12 protein-coding genes are annotated in these 18,803 nt (G+C 67.9%); 6 read left to right on the forward strand and 6 right to left on the reverse strand.

Annotated elements, in window-relative coordinates; genetic code table 11:
* The first annotated feature begins 152 nt into the window (after nucleotides 1–152).
* The 3 genes from AB0H82_RS14030 to AB0H82_RS14040 all read left to right on the forward strand — a co-directional run bounded on the left by AB0H82_RS14030 (nucleotide 153) and on the right by AB0H82_RS14040 (nucleotide 2,969).
* Nucleotides 153–2,006, forward strand: coding sequence for a thiamine pyrophosphate-requiring protein (locus tag AB0H82_RS14030; protein WP_362992251.1), 1,854 nt, complete (start codon nucleotides 153–155; stop codon nucleotides 2,004–2,006).
* Between the two features lie 208 nt (nucleotides 2,007–2,214).
* A complete protein-coding gene (locus AB0H82_RS14035) occupies nucleotides 2,215–2,541 on the forward strand; it encodes a plasmid stabilization protein (RefSeq protein WP_362992253.1) in 327 nt (108 codons plus the stop codon).
* A gap of 14 nt (nucleotides 2,542–2,555) precedes the next feature.
* On the forward strand, nucleotides 2,556–2,969 hold the full coding sequence (locus AB0H82_RS14040) for an SRPBCC family protein (protein ID WP_362992254.1): 414 nt from the start codon (nucleotides 2,556–2,558) through the stop codon (nucleotides 2,967–2,969).
* Nucleotides 2,970–3,046: 77 nt separating this feature from the next.
* Here the strand turns inward: AB0H82_RS14040 and AB0H82_RS14045 are convergent, their stop codons facing one another.
* The 4 genes from AB0H82_RS14045 to AB0H82_RS14060 all read right to left on the reverse strand — a co-directional run bounded on the left by AB0H82_RS14045 (nucleotide 3,047) and on the right by AB0H82_RS14060 (nucleotide 8,329).
* Complete coding sequence (locus AB0H82_RS14045; RefSeq protein ID WP_362992256.1) at nucleotides 3,047–4,030, reverse strand: TIGR03557 family F420-dependent LLM class oxidoreductase; 984 nt, start codon at nucleotides 4,028–4,030, stop codon at nucleotides 3,047–3,049.
* 130 nt (nucleotides 4,031–4,160) lie between these two features.
* Nucleotides 4,161–5,804: an AMP-binding protein gene (locus AB0H82_RS14050; RefSeq protein WP_362992258.1), complete on the reverse strand. Its 1,644-nt coding sequence runs from the start codon at nucleotides 5,802–5,804 to the stop codon at nucleotides 4,161–4,163.
* 111 nt (nucleotides 5,805–5,915) lie between these two features.
* Entirely contained in the window at nucleotides 5,916–7,715 is a 1,800-nt protein-coding gene (locus AB0H82_RS14055; protein ID WP_362992260.1) for a hypothetical protein, read from the reverse strand.
* 128 nt (nucleotides 7,716–7,843) lie between these two features.
* Nucleotides 7,844–8,329 carry a peptidoglycan-binding domain-containing protein gene (locus AB0H82_RS14060; protein ID WP_362992262.1) on the reverse strand — a complete coding sequence of 162 codons (486 nt, stop codon included), beginning with the start codon at nucleotides 8,327–8,329 and terminating at the stop codon, nucleotides 7,844–7,846.
* 340 nt (nucleotides 8,330–8,669) lie between these two features.
* Here AB0H82_RS14060 and pglW point away from each other — a divergent pair, with 340 nt between their 5' ends.
* Both pglW and pglX read left to right on the forward strand, forming a co-directional pair.
* Complete coding sequence (pglW, locus tag AB0H82_RS14065) at nucleotides 8,670–13,394, forward strand: BREX system serine/threonine kinase PglW (RefSeq protein ID WP_362992264.1); 4,725 nt, start codon at nucleotides 8,670–8,672, stop codon at nucleotides 13,392–13,394.
* Nucleotides 13,366–16,989 (forward strand): BREX-2 system adenine-specific DNA-methyltransferase PglX, encoded by a 3,624-nt coding sequence (gene pglX, locus AB0H82_RS14070; RefSeq protein ID WP_362992266.1) that lies wholly within the window; start codon nucleotides 13,366–13,368, stop codon nucleotides 16,987–16,989. The genes pglW and pglX overlap by 29 nt, the downstream gene beginning before the upstream one ends.
* A 62-nt stretch (nucleotides 16,990–17,051) precedes the next feature.
* On the opposite strand, the gene AB0H82_RS14075 is transcribed toward pglX, so the two are convergent.
* Nucleotides 17,052–17,261 (reverse strand): DUF397 domain-containing protein, encoded by a 210-nt coding sequence (locus AB0H82_RS14075; protein ID WP_362992268.1) that lies wholly within the window; start codon nucleotides 17,259–17,261, stop codon nucleotides 17,052–17,054.
* Nucleotides 17,243–18,085 (reverse strand): helix-turn-helix transcriptional regulator, encoded by an 843-nt coding sequence (locus AB0H82_RS14080; protein ID WP_362992270.1) that lies wholly within the window; start codon nucleotides 18,083–18,085, stop codon nucleotides 17,243–17,245. The genes AB0H82_RS14075 and AB0H82_RS14080 overlap by 19 nt, the downstream gene beginning before the upstream one ends.
* 358 nt (nucleotides 18,086–18,443) lie before the next feature.
* Between AB0H82_RS14080 and AB0H82_RS14085 the strand changes: the two genes are divergently transcribed.
* Nucleotides 18,444–18,575: a hypothetical protein gene (locus AB0H82_RS14085; protein WP_362992272.1), complete on the forward strand. Its 132-nt coding sequence runs from the start codon at nucleotides 18,444–18,446 to the stop codon at nucleotides 18,573–18,575.
* The last annotated feature ends 228 nt before the right edge of the window (nucleotides 18,576–18,803 follow it).

Here is an 18,803-nt window from a genome sequence, read left to right on the forward strand (position 1 = left end):
GGCCCCCGCCCTCCCGTGCTGGCCCACATGGCGGGCTCGGTGTCATCCGTTCCCCGGGCCGTGCCGTCACGTCGGATTCCCGCATGTCACCCGGTGTTAGGGGTACAGGGCGGCCACTACCGCACATAACGACACCACTCCGGAGATTCCCCATGGCCACCACGAAGGTTTCCGACTACATCCTCCAGCGACTGCGCGAGTGGGACGTGGAGCACGTCTTCGCCTACGCCGGGGACGGGATCAACGGTCTGCTCGCGGCATGGGGGCGGGCCGACAACAAACCGAAGTTCGTGCAGGCCCGCCACGAGGAGATGGCGGCCTTCCAGGCGGTGGGGTACGCCAAGTTCTCCGGCAAGGTCGGCGTATGTGCCGCCACCTCGGGTCCGGGCGCGATCCACCTGCTGAACGGCCTGTACGACGCGAAGCTCGACCACGTCCCCGTCGTGGCGCTGGTGGGCCAGACCAACCGCAGCGCCATGGGCGGCTCCTATCAGCAGGAAGTGGACCTCGCGAACCTGTACAAGGACGTCGCGTCGGACTTCTGCGAGACCGTGACGGTGCCCGAGCAGCTGCCCAACGTCATCGACCGCGCGATGCGCACCGCCTACGCCAAGCGCACGGTCACGGCGGTCATCATCCCCGCCGACGTGCAGGAGCTGGACTACTCCCCGCCGACGCACGCGTTCAAGATGGTGCCCTCCAGCCTGGGCCTCGGGCGGTACGCGCCCGTACCGGCCGACGAGGACATCGCCCGCGCGGCCGAGGTCCTGAACGCCGGCGAGAAGGTGGCCGTCCTGATCGGGCAGGGTGCGCGCGGCGCCCGCGACGAGGTCGAGCGGCTCGCGGACGTGCTCGGCGCGGGCGTGGCCAAGGCGCTGCTCGGCAAGGACGCGCTGCCGGACGACCTGCCCTACGTCACCGGTGCGATCGGGCTGCTCGGCACGAGGCCGTCGTACGAGCTGATGCAGGAGTGCGACACCCTGTTGACGATCGGCTCCAGCTTCCCGTACGCGCAGTTCCTGCCCGAGTTCGACCAGGCGCGGGCGGTGCAGATCGACATCGACCCGCACATGATCGGTCTGCGCTATCCCTTCGAGGTGAACCTCGTGGGCGACGCGCGCGAGACGCTGCGACGCCTGCTGCCGCGCCTGCACCGCAAGGAGAGCCGGGCCTGGCGCGAGAAGGTCGAGAAGAACGTCGCGCGGTGGTGGGAGGTCATGCAGCGCCGTGCCGCCGTGGACGCCGACCCCATCAACCCGGAGTACGTGGTCCACGCCCTGGACGGCAAGCTGCCCGACGACGCCATCATCTCCGCCGACTCCGGCTCCGCCGCCAACTGGTACGCCCGGCATCTGCGGCTGCGCGGCACCATGCGCGGTTCGCTGTCCGGCACCCTGGCGACGATGGGGCCGGGCGTGCCCTACGCCATCGGCGCCAAGTTCGCGCACCCGGACCGCCCGGCGATCGCCATCGTCGGCGACGGCGCCATGCAGATGAACGGCATGATGGAGATGGTCACCGCCGCGAAGTACCACCACGAGTGGTCCGACCCGCGCCTGATCGTGGCCGTCCTGAACAACGGCGACCTCAACCAGGTCACCTGGGAGATGCGGGCCATGTCGGGCGCACCGCAGTTCGAGGAGTCGCAGCACCTTCCCGATCTGCCCTACGCCGACATGGCACGGTCCATGGGCCTCGGCGGCGTACGGGTGGAGAAGCCCAAGCAGGTCGAGGCCGCCTGGGACCAGGCGCTCGCCGCGGACCGGCCCTTCGTCATCGACTTCCGCACGGACCCGGCCGTCCCGCCGATCCCCCCGCACGCGTCCCTTGACCAGATCGAGGCCGCCGCCTCGGCGATCCTGCACGGCGACAGCGACCGCGGCTCCGTGCTCAAGCAGGGCTTCAAGGCCAAGGTGCAGGAGATGCTGCCGGGCAGCCGGCACCGCGGCGACCGGCCCGGCGCCGGTCAGGACGACAGCGGCGGCAGCGGCGACAAGGACAAGTGACCGGCCTGCTCCGGGCCGCTGCCTCATCCGTTCGGTCGCCGTCTGCTCGCACACCTCCGGCGCCCCGCATCAGATGGATTCCATCCGGTCTGCCCGGATTTCCCGGCTTACCGTGATTCCCGGATGAGAAGCCGACCGTCGGGTACGCGAGAAGTCACCGTGAAGCGGATGCGGTCAAGCAGCCCATCCGGTCTGGAAGGAGAACACCATGCCGCAGGGTTCCAGCCCGAAGCGAGAGCGTCAGTACGAGCACATCAAGGAAGGCGCCGAGAAGCGCGGCACCTCCAAGGGCCGCGCGAAGGAGATCGCCGCGCGCACCGTGAACAAGGAACGGGCCCGCTCCGGCGAGTCGAAGACCGCGAGCAAGACGTCCACCCAGGACCGGAAGTCCGCCCCGCAGCGCGGCGGCGAGCGCTCGCACAGCGGCTCCCAGGGACCGACGAAGGACCAGCTGTACGCGGAGGCGAAGAAGCGGAACATCGACGGCCGTTCGTCGATGAACAAGGACGAACTCGCCAAGGCCCTCGGCCGCTGACCGCGGCGGACGCGATGACCGAGTACGAACGTTCACGCACGATGCCCGCGCTGCCGGAGCACGTTTTCGACCAGGCCGCCGACATCGACCAGATGGACGCCTGGCTGCCGCAGGACCTGCACGTGGACGCCGGGGAACCGCCCGCCGTCACCGTGCACGAGGACCGCACCGACCAGGACGTGTCCGCCCTGCTGCGGGCCCGGCGCGAGCAGCTGCGGCTCGAATGGGGCACCCGCGAGCAGGGCGGCTACACCGGCTGGCTCCAGGTCGCCGGCCTGGACAGCGGGACCAGTGAGGTCACGGTGCACCTGTCCTTCTTCGAGGAGGGGCACGACCCGGGTGAAGAGGCCGTGCACACCGCCCTCGACCGCAGCCTTCAGCGGCTGGAGGAACAGGTCCGGCTGCGCGTCGACAACGCGGCGGGCTGACGACGCCGAAGTCGACCGACGAGCCGAGGCCGGCCGCGTGCTCCACGCGGCCGGCCTCGGCGTCGACGGGGGTCGGCTCAGCCCTGCTGCCCGTCGCTCGGCCGCAACTGCCGCATGCGACTGTCGAGTTCGCGCTGGTAGAAGTCGATGAACCCGTCCGGGTCGGGGCCGGCGTTCTGCATGACCAGCCTGTCGAAGCCCGCGTCCACGAACTTCTGCGCCACCTCGACGAACCGCGCGGGGTCCGTGCCACAGGCGAACTTCTCCAGGATGTCCTCCTCGCGCACGGTCGTGGTCGCGGCGTCGAAGTTGACCGGATTGGGCAGCTCACTCATGACCTTCCACCCGGTCATGGCCCAACGCGACGTCTCCAGGGCGGCCTTGGCCCCGGCGTGCTCGTCGGGCGCCCACGCCATCGGCACCTCCGCGTACCGCGGCCCCGAACCGCCGGCCTCCCGGTACTGCCGGACGATCTCGGGCTTGTCCTCCGTGGCGAACAGACCGTCCCCCAGCTCCGCGGCGAGCGCCGTCGAGGCCTTGCCGCTGGCGGCCACCGCGATCAGCGGAAGCGTCTCGGGGAGGTCGAACACGCGGGCGTCCGACAGCCGCAGATGCTTTCCCTCGTACGACTGGTAGCCGCCGCTCCACAGCAGCCGGATGATCTCCAGGGCTTCCCTGAACATCTCATGCCGGGTGGACACCGCATCGGGGAAGCCGACACCGGTGACGTGCTCGTTGAGCCGCTCGCCCGAACCGAGTCCGAGCACGAAACGGCCCTCCGACAGCAGGGCCAGGGTGGCGGCCGCCTGCGCGATGATCGCCGGGTGGTAGCGCACCGTCGGGCACGTCACCCCCGTCGCCAGCTCGATCCGTTCGGTCTTGGCCGCGATGCTGCCGAGCACCGTCCAGGCGAACGGCGAGTGCCCCTGATTGTCGAGCCAGGGATGGTAGTGGTCGCTGATCTCGACGAAATCGAAGCCTGCCTGCTCGGCCAGGACGGCCTGCCGCACCAGTTCCGCCGGGCCGAAGGCCTCGGCGGCGAGCTTGTAACCGATCTGCATGTGCGTCTCGTCTCCTTTTATCCTTTTGCCCGGATAGAGGTACCCGCCGTCATACGGGCATAACGCACACATCCGCCGAGGCCACGCCGACGCCGCCGAAGGTCACCCACCCGGTCCGCGACGACGACGCCTACGCCGCGCCGCTGACCGCCCCGTCCACCCACGCGGCGCGCAGCGCCTTCTTGTCGACCTTGCCGACCTTGGTCGTCGGCAGCCGGTCGAGCAGGACCGTCTTCCGGGGCGTGTACAGGTGCCCCAGCTCGGCGGTCACCGCCGCGCCGACGGCGTCCGGGTCGACGTCGGCGTCCTCGGCCGTGGCCAGGAAGACCTGGACGGCCTCCCCGTACTCCTCGTCCGGCACGCCGAGCGCCGCCGCGTTGCGCACCCCGGGCAGCGTGAGCAGGAAGTCCTCAAGGACCCGGGAGTAGACGTTGTCGCTGGTGCTGCCGGTGACGATGATGTCCTTGGCCCGGTCGACGAGGAAGAGGTGCCCCTCGGCGTCGAGATAGCCCAGGTCCCCGGTGCGCAGCCAGCCGTCGTGCAGCGCCTGCGCGGTGCGCTCGGGGTCCTCGTAGTAGCCGAGCATCACGGTCTCGCCCCGGACGCAGACCTCGCCGACCTGCCGGACGGGCAGCGCCACGGCGCTGTCCTCACCGCGGATCTCGATCTCGGTGTCGGATATCGCGCGCCCGCAGCTGCGCCACAGTTCGGGCCGCTCGGCGCCCTCCGAGGCGAGCTCCTCCGCACCGTACGCGGCGATGCCGAGCGCCTCGGACTGCCCGTACCCCTGGCTGATCACGGGCCCGAAGACCTCGACGGCCTGCTGGAGCCGGCTGGGCGACGACGCGGCGCCGCCGACGACGATCCGCCGCAGCTCGGGGAGGACGCCGCGCCCACACTCCGGATGGTCGAGAAGCGCGTACAGCATCGGCGGTACGAACATGGTGGCGGTGATCCGCTCCTCCCGCAGCACCGCGAGCGCCGCGCCCGCTTCGAACTCGGGCAGTACGACGAGGACGGACCCGGTCACCAGGGCCTGGATCGAGGTGAGGTGGCCGCTGCCGTGCGTCAGAAGCGTGGCGGCGAGCACGCGATCCGTGCTCCCCGCGGGGGCCATGGCCGACAGCCCCGCGGGCCGGAGCCCCCGCTCGTCGTCCTCCGCCAGGTCCACCAGCGCGTCGTAGAGCCGGTGGCTGTGCGCGGCGAGCTTGGGGCGGCCGAGGGTGCCGCCGGTGTAGAGGACGGTGACGGCCTCGTCGGCCCCCGGGGCGGGCGCGGGCTCGGGCCGCACGTCCGGGCACTCGTCGGCGACGGTCAGCAGATCCACAGCCTCCTTTCCCGTCTCCTCACAAGGCCCGAGGCTGAGCAGCACGGGGGCATGGACGCTACGCCCCGCGGCATCGGCGGCGCGCCGCGCGAAGAGCGGATCGGTGACGACGGCACGGGCCCGCGACTGCTCGACCAGCGCGGCGAGCTCACCGGGCCCCGGCTCCGGCGGCAGGAACACGACGCGGCAGCCGATGAGATGGACGGCGAGCTGCACCAGCACGGAGTCGACCCGGTTGGCCAGGAACAGCCCCACGCCGTCGCCGGGCGAGAGCCCCTGCCGCCGCAGTGCATGCCCCAACCCGAACAGCCGCCGCCGAGCCTCCCCCCGAGTCAACCGCCGCTCCCCCTGCACGAGCGCCTCAGCGCCCTCGTCCTCGTGCCAGTGCTCCAGGATGCGGTCCACGTACGTCCGCGGCGCGGACGGTTCCGGTGCGTAAACGATCATGAACATATGCAAACATGCGGCGGGGCAGCGGTGACATGACAGGGGGCGTCTTCGGCCATTCACCTGCGGAGTACCATGCCCCCGGCTCCGGCCCCGGGAACGCACTGGAAATTACTGGTGCCACTCGTTCCAGGTGCCCGTGGCGGCGTTGCGCTCCTTGTAGTAGAGGTTCCCGTCGGTGCCGGTGGTGCGGAGGGTGACCGCGCCACCCGTCTGTTTGACGACCTCGATGGGGCCGGTGTGCCAGCCGCCGAAGGCCTGCCACCCGGTCCACCTGCCGTCCTTGGTGACGTTGTGGAAGCCCTGGCCGTCCTTGCGGACGGTGAACGCCTCCAGGGTGCCGTTGTCGTACTTGACCATGTCGGCGTCGAAGTCGCAGACGTACTCGATGCCCGGCAGGTCCGGCATGGTGCAGACGTCGTCGCCGGTCCAGCCCGCACGCGGCGCCTTCATGCCCGTCTCCGGGCGGGACCTCTCCTTCGCCGCGAGCCGCTTTTCGTACGCGCGGTGGGACGCTTCGTGGGCCTCCCGGGTTGCCGGGACATCGACGATCTTGACGTGGAAAGCGTCGCCGCCGTGCAGGATGTGGCCCCAGGAGTAGAAGAGCCGCAGGTCTCGGCCGGCTTTGCCGTTGTCGGAGCGGGGGATCATCCGCACCGAGAACTTCCACGGCTTGGGGGCCGTCGCCCGGTCCACCGTGTACTGAGCGCCCTCCCAGGTGGAGGCGAAGGGGTACTCGTCGCACTCCGGCCGGTCCATGCCCGGCGGCGACTGGTTGACGTGGTTGCAGGCCCGGCCGACGGTGTTGCGGTTCAGGTTCACCTGCGTGCCGGCGTGCTGGCCCTGCTGACTGCGTTCGTTGTGCACACCGATGTAGATCCGGTTCAGGAAGAGGCCGTTGGACGGGGCGCCGGTCCCGCCGCCGATGTTGAAGGGGCTCGCCCAGCCGAAGGGGTTGGCAGGCGCTCCCGGCCGGTTCGGGTCGGGCGCGTACGGCTGGGTCTGCAGCGGTTTCTGCTGGGCACCGAGTACATGGTCGGCCCAGGACGGGGCGAAGCCGTGCGGCACGACGTACGTGGCGTGGGTGTCGAGCCGGCCCCTGCCCGGGTCGCGGTCGGCTTGGAGGCGCTTCCACACGCAGCCGTGCCGGGCCCGTACGTAGGCGGCGTTGTCGCAGCGGAACTGGTCGTCGGCCGTGTAATCGTCGATGTCGCCCTCGCCGTCCATCGTGATGGACATCTGGTGGTACGACACGTTGTCGCTGTCCTGCTGTGCGCCCGCCTCGGGGAACTGCTGGAGCAGGAAGGGGGTCGTCTTCGACGCCGGGGAACTGGCCGTCTGATAGGACAGCGTCATCGGCTCCGTGGCCTGGTCCCGCATCTCCCAGTACCGGAAGTCCTGCGGAGCACCCTCGAAGAACTTGGGTGTCATCGGGTCGCCCGCGCCCTTGTCGTCGCAGGTCGAGCCCTCGATGCCGACGCATTCAAGAGAGAAGCTGAAGTCGATGGACCGCACCTTCTCGCGATCCGCGAGGGTGCCACCGGCGACCTCGGCGTCTGCGATCCAGAGGTTCGAGGTGACGGTACGGGTGAAGGGGTCGGTGTTGTTCACCATGACGACCCACATGTGGCCGACCACCCCGGGGACGTTGGTCAGACTGGCTGTCGCGGAGACGACGCGGCAGGTGCTGTAGCGGTTCGAGTGGGCGGTGGTGCCTCCCACGATGACGGTCCGGTCCGGATCGTCGGGGTCGGGGCGGCTCATCGCGGCCAGGCAGGAGGCGCGGTCGAAGCGTTCGCTCATGAACGCCTTCACCAGTGAGTCCTGTTGCAGCCGCTCGCCCTCCTGCCGCGCGGCGAGCCGGTCGTGCACCTCGCGCTGACTCACCGTACGCCCGGCATCGAACCGCACCCTCACCTCCCCTTCCTTCGCCTCGGCCGCCGCGGAAGGCGCCCCGCCGAGCAACGCGGCCAGCAGCGCACCCGCCCCGGCCAACGCCCCGCCCGCGGCCCTCAACCGACGCCGCCGTACCGGCCGCCTCATCGGGCGGCCGCCGGACAGACGGAGAAGGTGCACTGGTCGTACCAGAGGGTGCCCCACTGGCTGCCGAGCTTCATGTCCCAGTGGCCCGGGTCAGCCGGGCGCTTGAAGGTGATCTGGCGGCCCTCGGCTGAGCCGTAGTAGACCAGCGTGCTGTCCGGCCCCAGCGCGAGGCTGTCGATGGCCGCCTTCTTCCAGGTGTTACGTCCGATCAGCCCGTCGGCGTCCAGGCCGTGGTCGCCCTGCCACCTCTTCGACGCGGCGGTGGTGTCGGGCCCGAACTCACCGTCGATGTCCGCCCACGTCAGATACCCGTCGGCCCACAGCAGGTGCTGCCACATGACGGTCACGTTGCCGGTGGGGTGGTTGTGCGGCAGCGCGGACACGATCTGCTCGTCCCACCAGTCGTCGAGCGGATTCCCCGCCCCGTGGAACCCTGTGGTCCCCGCGAAGGCGACACCGGAGGCGAGAACCACACTCGCCATGGCGGCCGCGCCCAGGCCGAGAACGTGCGTTACGGTACGTCTGAGTCGCATAACTGCCCCTATGCAGCGCCTAGTTGAAGTAGCTGTTGACACAGCCCCTGATAAGCGCGGGACTGTAGTGGCCGGACTCAGGCCTTGACTAGGACACGACAAGCCAGTCGTATGCGACCACGCGGTGTCCCTTGCACGCGCTCGGAAGATCCACGGACGCGGTTCAACGCACGACTTACTCAGCGTCGTAGGCCACGGCTAGGATCACGAGGTCCGTGACGTGATGAAAATGCACACGGAAACACGAACGGACAACGGCTGGGCACAGATTCAAGGGCGGGGACAGCGCATGCGGCAAGGCCGGTGGACCACGGTCACCGAGTCGGAGTTCGACCATGAACACCGTGGCCTGGAAGCCATTCGGGAGCGGCTGGCGGACGCCGAACCCTGGCGCGCGTGGTCGAACTTCACCTTCACCGCCCACACCGGCCACGTCCGCGAGGTCGACCTCCTCGTCGTCGCGCCCGGCGGCGTCCACATGATCGAGCTCAAGGACTGGCACGGCTCCTTGACCAGCGAGAACGGCACCTGGGTACAGACCACCCCCGGTGGCCATCGGCGCCCCCACGGCAACCCGCTCCACCTCGTCAACAAGAAGGCGAAGGAACTGGCGACGCTGCTGGGCCAGCACGGCAGGCGGGTCTGGGTGGGCGAGGCCGTCTGCTTCACCGACGACGGGTTACGTGTCCGCCTGCCCGCGCACGATCAGAACGGCGTCTATACGGTCGACGAGCTGGTCACCATGCTGAAGCAGCCGCCACGAGACGAACGGCGCCGCATCAACGCCGTCGATTCCCGTGAGATCAAGGCCAAGCTCGAACGGATCGGCATCCGGCGCAGTGACGCCGAATACAAGGTCGGCCCGTATCAGCTCGACCGCAAGTCCTTCGATTCCGGCCCCACTTGGTCCGACTACAAGGCGAGCCACAGCGAATTACCTGAAGTGGCCCGGGTCCGCGTCTACCTCAGCGAGCGCGGATCGGATACGTCGATCCGGCGGTCGGTGGAGAACGCGGCCCGCCGCGAAGCAGCCGTACTGCAGCGCTTCAAGCACCCGGGCGTGGTCCAGCTCAAGCAGTACTACCCGTCCGGGCACTCCGCGGGCCCTGCCCTGATCTTCGACTACGACCCGCGCACGCTGCGCCTGGACGAGTACCTGCTCCAGCACGGCAAGGACCTCGACATACTCGCCCGGATGGCGCTGGTCCGCCAGCTCGCCGAGACGATACGTTCCGCGCACTCCGCCCGCATCCACCACCGGGCGCTGGCCGCCCGCGCCGTTCACGTGATCCCCCGCGACCGGGGCCGCCGCGGCCGGGCGCTCGGGGAGGACGCTGCATGGCTCACCCCCCGCCTGGAGATATCGGACTGGCAGATCGCCACCCAGCGCGCCTCCGGAGCGGACGGCGACAGCGGGCAAGGAGCGACCCGCTTCGCGCCGACCGCGTTATCGGCGATGCACCTGGCGGAGGGATCCGACCCCTATTTCGCCCCGGAGTTGACCGCCCTCAAGGCCGACCCGGTCTACCTGGACGTATACGGCCTCGGTGTCCTCACGTACCTCCTCGTCACGGGCCGGGCCCCGGCTGCGAGTCAGGCGGAACTCCTTGCCCGCCTTGAGGCGGGCGAGGGCCTGCGCCCCAGCTCGTTGGTCGACGACCTCTCCGAGGACATCGACTTCCTGGTGCAGGCGGCCACCGCCTACCGGCCCGGTCAACGCCTGTCGTCGGTCGATGAGTTCCTGGAGATGCTGGAAATCGTCGAGGATGGGCTGACCGCCCCGACCTCGCCGCCCGACCCCGAACCGGCCGAGGGCCCGGAGAAGGACCCCCTCGAAGCGGTGGCCGGCGATGTGCTCGGCGGCCGCTGGGAAGTCCGGCGCCGCCTCGGGACCGGCTCCACCAGCCGGGCCTTCCTCGTCCGCGACCTGGAGGCCGAGGCGCGCAAAACCCGGCCCCTCGCCGTTCTGAAGGTGGCCCTCTCGGACAGCAGGGGCCAAGTCCTGGTGCACGAGGCCGAGGTGATGAACCGGCTGCGCCCCGACTCCCGCGTGATCCGGCTCGTCGAGCCGCAACCCCTGCACATCGGCTCGCGTACCGTCCTCGCTCTGGAGTACGTGGGCGACGAACGCGAGGCGACGGAGCCGGACGCCGAGACCCCCGAATCCGGCACCGGCACCAATACGCGCACCCGTCGCCGCGAGGAGACGGTCGCGCGCCAGCTGCGCGAGCACGGCCGGTTGAAGATGGACCAGTTGGAGGCGTACGGCGACTACCTGTTCGGGGCCGTGGACTTCCTGGAGGGCGAGAGCGTCTGGCACCGCGATATCAAGCCGGACAACATCGCCATACGCATCCGCCCCAACCGCACCCGCGAACTGGTGCTCATCGACTTCTCCTTGGCCGGCTACCCGGCGAAGGACTACGAGGCCGGCACCGAGGGGTACCTCGACCCGTTCATCGGCAGCCTGACCCGCACCGCGTACGACTCGCACGCCGAGCGGTACGCGATAGCCGTCACCCTCCACCAGATGGCCTCGGGTGAATTACCGAAATGGGGCAACGGCTCGCTCCCGCCGAGGATGACGGACCCGAAGGACTTCCCGTACCCGACCGTCCAGGCCGACGCCTTCGAACCCGCCGTGCGGGACAGCCTGGTCGCCTTCTTCCGAAAGGCCCTCCACCGGGACGCGACGAAGCGCTTCGCCGAGCTGAAGCCGATGCGGGACGCCTGGCGGAAGATCTTCCTGGACGCTTCGCAGACGGTGCCGTCAAGCCACCGTTCCCGCCACCCGGACCCCGCACCTCAGATGACCGTGCCTGGTGCGCGCTCTACGGCGATCGCGGATGCCGAGCCGCTCACAGCAGACGAGCAGCGTGAGCGTCTGGCTGCGGCGGTCACCCGCGACACTCACCTCTCTGCGGCCGGTCTCACCCCGGCCGCGGAGTCCTTCCTCTACGGCCTCGACATCACGACCGTCGGCGGCCTCCTCGACTACAGCCGCAGCAAGCTCCTCAACGCGCCGGGCCTCGGCACCAAGACCCGCACCGAGGTACAGCGCCGCCAGCGCCAGTGGGGGAAGCTGCTGCGCGAGGCCTCGCTCTCGCCCCTCACGCCGAAGGGCCGTGCGGAGGCGAAGGAGGAACTCGCTCAGCTCACCGCCACCGAGTCGGCGGTGGCCGGAGCCCTGGCCACGGACGAGGGAGCGGCGCGCCTGACGGAGACCGTCCTGCGCTCGGTGAGCCTGGACACCCTCGCCACCCTCTTCGTGCCTGAGCTGAACAACAACCGCTCCAACAGCAACAAGGTCGAGATGGTGAGGCTGCTGCTGCGCCTTCCCGACGAGCGCGGAGAACTGCCCGGCATCGGCGTCTGGCCCAAGCAGAAGGATGTCGCCGAAGCGCTGGGCCTGTCCGCCGGGCGCATCCCGCAGATGCTGAAGGAGGAGCGCAAGCGCTGGAAGAAGCACCCTGCGGTCCGGGCGCTGCGGGACGAGATCGTCGGCCTGCTGGTGGGCCTCGGCCGGGTCGCCCCCGCCGTGGAGATCGCCGATGCCCTCGCCGTTCGACGCGGTACGCAGCTGCCGGGACGCGAGCAGCGGCGCGCCCTGGCGCTGGCCGCTGTACGGGCCGTCGTGGAGGTGGAGCAACTCCAACCGGAGGAAGCCGAGTTTCAGCACCAGCCCAACCGCAGGGCGACGGAGGATGTACTGGCGGCGGGTCTGCTCGCGCTGGACGTGCGTGAGGGCGACGCCCCGGACACCCCGACGGCTCCGGGACTCCTCGACTACGCCACCCGCCTGGGCAGGACGGCCGACCGCCTGACCCGTCTGGACACCTTGCCGACGGCCACGACGGTCCTGAGCGAGCTGGGTGCGCTGACCCCGCCGCCCGGTGTCGTGGACTGGGACGAACGGCGACTGGTCGTACTGGCCGCCGCCGCGTCCGTGAATGCGGCAGCCACTCCCCGCCTGGAGATCTACCCGCGTGACCTGCCCTTGGTACGGGCCCTGCGCCTCACCCAGGCCGGTCTGGTGCGGCTGATCCCGGGCGTACCGGAAGAGCGGCAGCCCGGTCTGACGGGCGAGGATGTCCATGATCGGGTCCGAGCCCGCTTCCCGGAGCTGGTCATCAGGGACGCCCGGGGCGCGAGCACGCACGAACTGCCGACCGGCGGCCCGCTGACCAAGGCGCTGCGCGAGGCAGGCTTCGACCTGACCCTCTCAACACGCGAGGACACGAAGACGCTCCGCTATCTGCCGACGCGGATGGACAGTGCCTCGACCTACCTGACGGCCGCTGAATGGCGGCAGTCGACGGAGGCCGGCGCGGTGACGCGCTACTCCGACGACCCGCTCGTCGCGAGCGGCGTCCGCGCTGACGAGCGCCTCCTCGCCTCGGCCCGGCGGGACGGCTACCGGGTTCTGACCGTGCACCACGCCCGTACGGTCGAGGCGGTCCGGAGGCTGGCGGGGCAGCGCATCGGCGCACAGGCGGTGTCCATGACCGAACTCTTCCTCTCCTCGATGCACGCGCTTGTCCCGCCGGGCACGAAGCCGACGTGGGAGACGCTGCTGAAGGCGGACGTGGCAGAGCCCGGCTCGCGGGGTGCGCTGAAGTTCAGCGAGTACGCGCGGACCGCATGGGGCTCGGTGGAGCCGCGGGTACGCGAACTGTTGGCGCCGGGGCTCGCCGGTTCGGGCCCGGTGCTGCTGACCGAGGCCGCTGTTTTCGCCCGGTACGACGGCATGGGCGTCCTCGACCGACTCGCGGAGGCGGCTCGGCAGGGCGGGCGGGGGTTGTGGTTGCTGGTACCGCAGGCGGACCCGTCGCGTGAGCCGAAGTTGGGGCATAAGGCGGTGGCGTACCAGGCCGGCCTGGGCGAGTGGATCGATCTTCCGGACTCGTGGGTGAAGAAAGACTACCTGTCCGGGACGACGGGGGATGTGGGCGCAGTGGACGTGAACGCGATGAGGGGTGCGGCAAGTGATCGACCGCAAGGGGCTGTTGAATGACCTTAAGCAGCAGGTCAAGTTAGTCGAGGCCGACCTTGGCAAGCAGGTCAAGGTAGTTGCGCAGGGGGAGACGTTACGCGTTGAGTACGAGCGGGCACGCAAGCTGGGCCGCACGGGCGCTACTTGGAACTCCTGGCTGGACGAGCGAATAACCCAGGTCGCGGTGGCGTGGGTACTGGGCACGGTCTTCGTCCGGTTCTGCGAGGACAATAGGCTGATACCGGAGCCGTACCTGACGGCTCCGGAGCCGGATCGGCGGGACTTGGCGCTGGCTCGCTTCGAGGATTACGTCGCGAAGTCGGAAGACCCGACGTATCGGGGCTGGCTTGAGCGGGCGTTCGAGGAGCTGGGGGCGGGGCAGGCGGGGCGGCTGCTGTTCGACCGGCGGCACAATCCGCTGTTCCAGATTCCGCTGTCGCATGACGCTGCGCGGGATTTGGTGGACTTCTGGCGAGGGCGGGATGAAGAGGGTTACCTCGTCCATGACTTCACGGATCCGCTGGAAGAGGACGGGGACGGGACGCGGGGCTGGGACACGCGGTTCTTGGGTGACTTGTATCAGGATCTGAGCGAGGCTGCCCGGAAGACGTACGCGCTGCTCCAGACGCCGGAGTTCGTGGAGGAGTTCATCCTTGACCGGACGATGAATCCCGCGGTGCGGGAGTTCGGCTACGAGGGCTTGAAGATGATCGACCCCACGTGTGGGTCGGGGCACTTCGTGCTGGGGGCGTTCCGGCGGTTGGTGCGGCTGTGGGCGGACGGCCGTCCGGGCAAGGACGTGCATGAGCGGGTGCGGGAGGCGCTGGACTCCGTACACGGGGTGGACTTGAACCCGTTCGCGGTGGCTATTGCTCGGTTCCGGTTGTTGGTGGCGGCTATGTCGGCCAGTGGGGTGCGAACACTAGCCGAAGCCAACAGCTACGAGTGGCCAATGCACTTGGCTACTGGGGACTCATTGATCAAGCATAGGCAAGAGGCCCTGTTCTATGAGTCGACGGATCTCGGCGACAGCGATGATCATGTTGCGGACTTCAGATACGCATCGGAGGACGTGCACGAGCACCCAGAAATTCTAAAAGCGGGCCGATATCATCTCGTGGTAGGTAACCCCCCCTACATCACGGTAAAGGATAAGAGCCTCAACCAGATTTACCGGGTCCTCTACGAGAGCTGCGCTCGAGAATACGCCCTCTCGGTACCTTTCGCCCAGCGGTTCTTTCAGCTCGCCAGACAAGGCGGGGGGGACGGCCGAGGGTACGGGATGGTAGGGCAAATCACATCCAACTCTTTCATGAAACGAGAATTCGGCACAAAGTTAATTGAGGGATATTTTCGAGACTACACCGAACTGACGGAAGTGATCGACACGTCCGGCGCTTACATACCTGGCCATGGAACACCCACCGTTATCTTGATCGGACGACGTCGCTCCGGCAGCAAACGTTCCCCGTCGATTCGAGTCGTCCGAAGCATACAAGGTGAGCCATCGACACCTCAGCGCCCGGAAGACGGACTAGTTTGGAATTCGATCACGGAGCAGATCGACCAACCCGGCTCCATGAGCAAATGGACTTCTTCAGGAGATTTTAACCGCACTGAATTTTCAACCCATCCCTGGGTACTCACCGACGGCGGGCTGGAAATGTTGGAATCCTTTGAACGTTTCAGCAGTAAAACGCTCAAGCACTCAGTCGCTATGGGTATCGGAGCAGGTGGTATCAGCGGTGACGACAGCGTCTTCCTCCTTCCGAGCCATGGGGCGGCTCGGCGATTCTCCGTCGGGGAAGCGATTCCGATCATCACAGGTGGCATGATCGAAAACTATACGGCGAACACACAGAATGTGACCATATGGCCCTATTCACCGCAGCTCTCAGTCTTGGATGACGAAGCCGCCACCCCAACGATTAAGCGACTTTGGCCCTACAGGCGCTCCCTTCAGAAGCGCAAGCGCTTCGGTGTAGAGATCGAAAAGATCCCCCAGCTAAAATGGTTTGAGTACCGCGAGCTTTACAGGGCCAAATTAGCCACACCGACATTCATCTCTTTTGCCGAAGTTGCAACCCACAACAGATTCATGCTCGCTAACGAAAGGGTCTTATGCAATCAAACTGCCCCTATGATTAAGCTTGGAGCGCAGGCAAACAGGCGGGACTATGCATCATTACTCGGCATCCTGAATAGCTCTACCGCATGTTTATGGATGAAACTCAACTGTCACAACAAGGGTGGTCAGGGAGTTAACGAAGGATTCAAGTCGCAAGAATGGGAACGGTTCTACCAGTTCAACGGAACAAATATCGAACGCCTACCGGTCCCATCGGTGCTCCCGGATTTCTTGGCTAGCTCCCTGGATGATCTTGCTCAGCGGTTCCGTTCAACGTTTCCATCCGAGATAATATCCGGTAAAGTTCCGACGCCCGTCATGTTGCATGAGGCCAGCGATGCTTGGCGCACGGTGCGAGCCAAGATGATCGCTCTGCAGGAGGAGTTGGACTGGCAGGTCTACTCGCTCTACAACTTGCACTCCAAAGACCTGCGTGTCTGTGTGGACCTTGAATTCAGATCTATTCCCGATCTGGCCCTAGGAGAACGGGCCTTCGAGATCCTCCTCGCCCGGCGCGTCGCCGCAGGAGAGGCTAGTGACGAGTGGTTCAAGCGGCACGGATCCACGCCAATCACCGAGATCCCCGCCCACTGGCCCGCCGCCTACCGCGAGGTCGTCCAGAAGCGGATCGACGCCATCGAGTCGTCCCGCGCCATCGGAATGGTCGAACGGCCTGAGTACAAGCGGCGCTGGGCTACGGAAGGTTGGGACTCGCTCCAAGAGAAGGCGTTGCGGAGCTGGCTGCTCGACCGGATCGAGGACCGTGCGCACTGGTTCGACGAGAACGGGATGCCCGCCCTCGTCACCCTCTCCCGCCTCACCGACAACCTCTCCCGTGACGAAGACTTCGTCTCCGTCGCCAAGATCTACGCTCCCCGCAAAGAACTGCCCACCGTCATCGCCGAGTTGATGACGGACGAGCACGTGCCCTTCCTCGCCGCCCTGCGCTACAAACCCACCGCCCTCAAGAAGCGCGCGGACTGGGAACACGTCTGGGATCTCCAGCGGCAGGAGGACGCCGCTCCCGATGAGCCGGCCAAGCGGAAGATCCGGGACAGAATCCCCGTACCGCCCAAGTACACCTCGGCCGACTTCCTCCGCCCCTCCTACTGGCGCGCACGCGGCAAACTGGATGTGCCCAAGGAGCGGTTCATCTCGTACGCGCGAGCCAACGTGGCCACCCCCGACCTGTACGGCTGGGCAGGCTGGGACCACCGTGAGCAGGCGATCGCCCTCGACACGTACATCGCCACCCACGAGGGCCTGACCACCGAAGAAGTCACCCCCCTACTGGCCGGGATGCTCGAACTCCAGCCGTGGCTGACCCAGTGGCACAACGAGCCCGATCCGCTCTTCTCTCCGACGCCCGCCAAGTTCTTCGAAGGCGACCGGCAGATGGAGCAGGGGAAGCACGGCCTCACCGACGATGACCTGCGTGCCTGGCGCCCGGCCGCCGCGGCCAGAGGGCGACGTACCACGAAGAAGTAGCCCGCCGGCTACGCCAACGACCCCGCGATCAGAACAGATCGCGGGGTCGTTGCCTTGCCTGGTCAGTCGCTCAACTGCCCACCCTTGATCGCCGAAACGAAGGAGGACCAACCAGTAGCGGGGAACACGAGGACCGGACCGTGCGAAACCTTGCTGTCCCGTACCGGGACGGCAGCGGCAAAGTCGTCGGAGACCTCGACACAAGCTCCACCGTCCTGGTTGCTGTAGCTGCTCTTGCGCCAGGAGGCGGCAGTCAGGTCGATGGATCGCACTTTGCTTCCTCCAGAATCCGCAGGATGAACTTGCGCGACTCAGCCGGGCTGAGCGCCATGTCGCGCACCGCATCGTACGTCTTCTGCAAACGCACGACCGGGCCTGCATCCTCGATGAGTTCGCCCCGGTATCCATTCTCGGTATACGCGACGGTCCTGCCATCCGGAAGGAGCAGGTACCACATGTCGGCGCTCACGAGACCGTGTAAACCTGCACTCTGCAGAAGCACATGGACCGTCACGTTGGGACGCTCCGCCACTTCCCCCAGGTACTCCAACTGCCCCCGCCACTCCCCCACATCCCGCAACGGCGTCCGCAGCACCGCCTCCGACAGGATGGTGCGGAACGGCGGCGCATCCTCCCCCGCCAGCAACTCCCGCCGCCCCATCCGGGCCTCCACCTGCTGCTCAAGCTCCTTCCCCTTGAGCCCGCCCGCCGCAAGCACCTCCCGTGCGTACCCCGGCGTCTGCAACAACCCCGGCAGCACGCTCACCGCGAAGTGCCACAAACTCCCCGCCTCCGCCTCCAGCGCCATGTACCGCCGGTACCGCTCGCGGAACTGCGTATGGTCCCCGGCCGCCAGCTCCCACAGTGCCAGCAGCAGGCCCGGCGTCCCGTAGTGCGTGTCGAGGGCCTGGACGACCTCCGGGCTGCCGAGCGTCTCGCCCTTCTCCATCTTGCCGAACAGCGACCAGTCCCAGCACAGCCGTTCACCCAGCGCCCGCAGGCTCAGCCCGCTCGCGGCCCGCAAAGTCCGCAATTCCTCGGCGAATCGCTGACGGGGTTCCTGACTGCGACCGGTGATGACGCGTCGTTGCGACATACCGCTCCTTCCGGGGCGTTCGCGAGACCGACGTGGAACCTGTGGAACCACCTCCGCGCGACGGGGAACCACCACCCCGTCCACAACCCGGTCGCCCACATCCCGGCGCATCCTCGTAACGGCCGGGCTACTCAGCGTAATTCACCCAGCGTAGACCGGTCATGAAATCAGCGAACCGCACCCACAACCCCCACTGCCCAGCAGCCGCACCTACGAGGACCCAAATGGACCCCACCTCCCACGCCCCTCACACCCCCCAGCCCCTCCATGCTCCCCCACCCCCAAAATCGAGGAAGCCCTGGAAGCCCGCGACGCCCTCGCCGCCGCCCTCTCCCAGGTCGGCATCCAGCTCCCCGCGATGGACATCCGCACGCCCTGGGCGGACGACAGCAAGGCCGAAGCCCATTACGCCCTCGTCCACTTGGGCGTGTGCTCGGCCCCCATCGCCCTGATGCTCGCGGACGTGATCACGAAGGGGCTCTCCGGGTGACGGAGAGCGTCGACGGCATCCCCGCGGTTGGCGAAGCCGTCCACGACAGCTCCCGCGACCGCGTCGGACGGGTCATGGGGCACGAGGGCCCGTGCGTCCAACTGCGTCCACTCTCCGGAGGTCGCGAATGGGACGCCGCCCCCGGCCACCTCCGCATCCTCACGCAGGATGAGCTGCTGAGTGCCCTCCTCGCCGAGGTGAACGCACGGAGCAGGCAGCCCAGATGAG

The organism is Streptomyces sp. NPDC050732 (genome assembly GCF_040654255.1).
GTDB lineage: Bacteria > Actinomycetota > Actinomycetes > Streptomycetales > Streptomycetaceae > Streptomyces.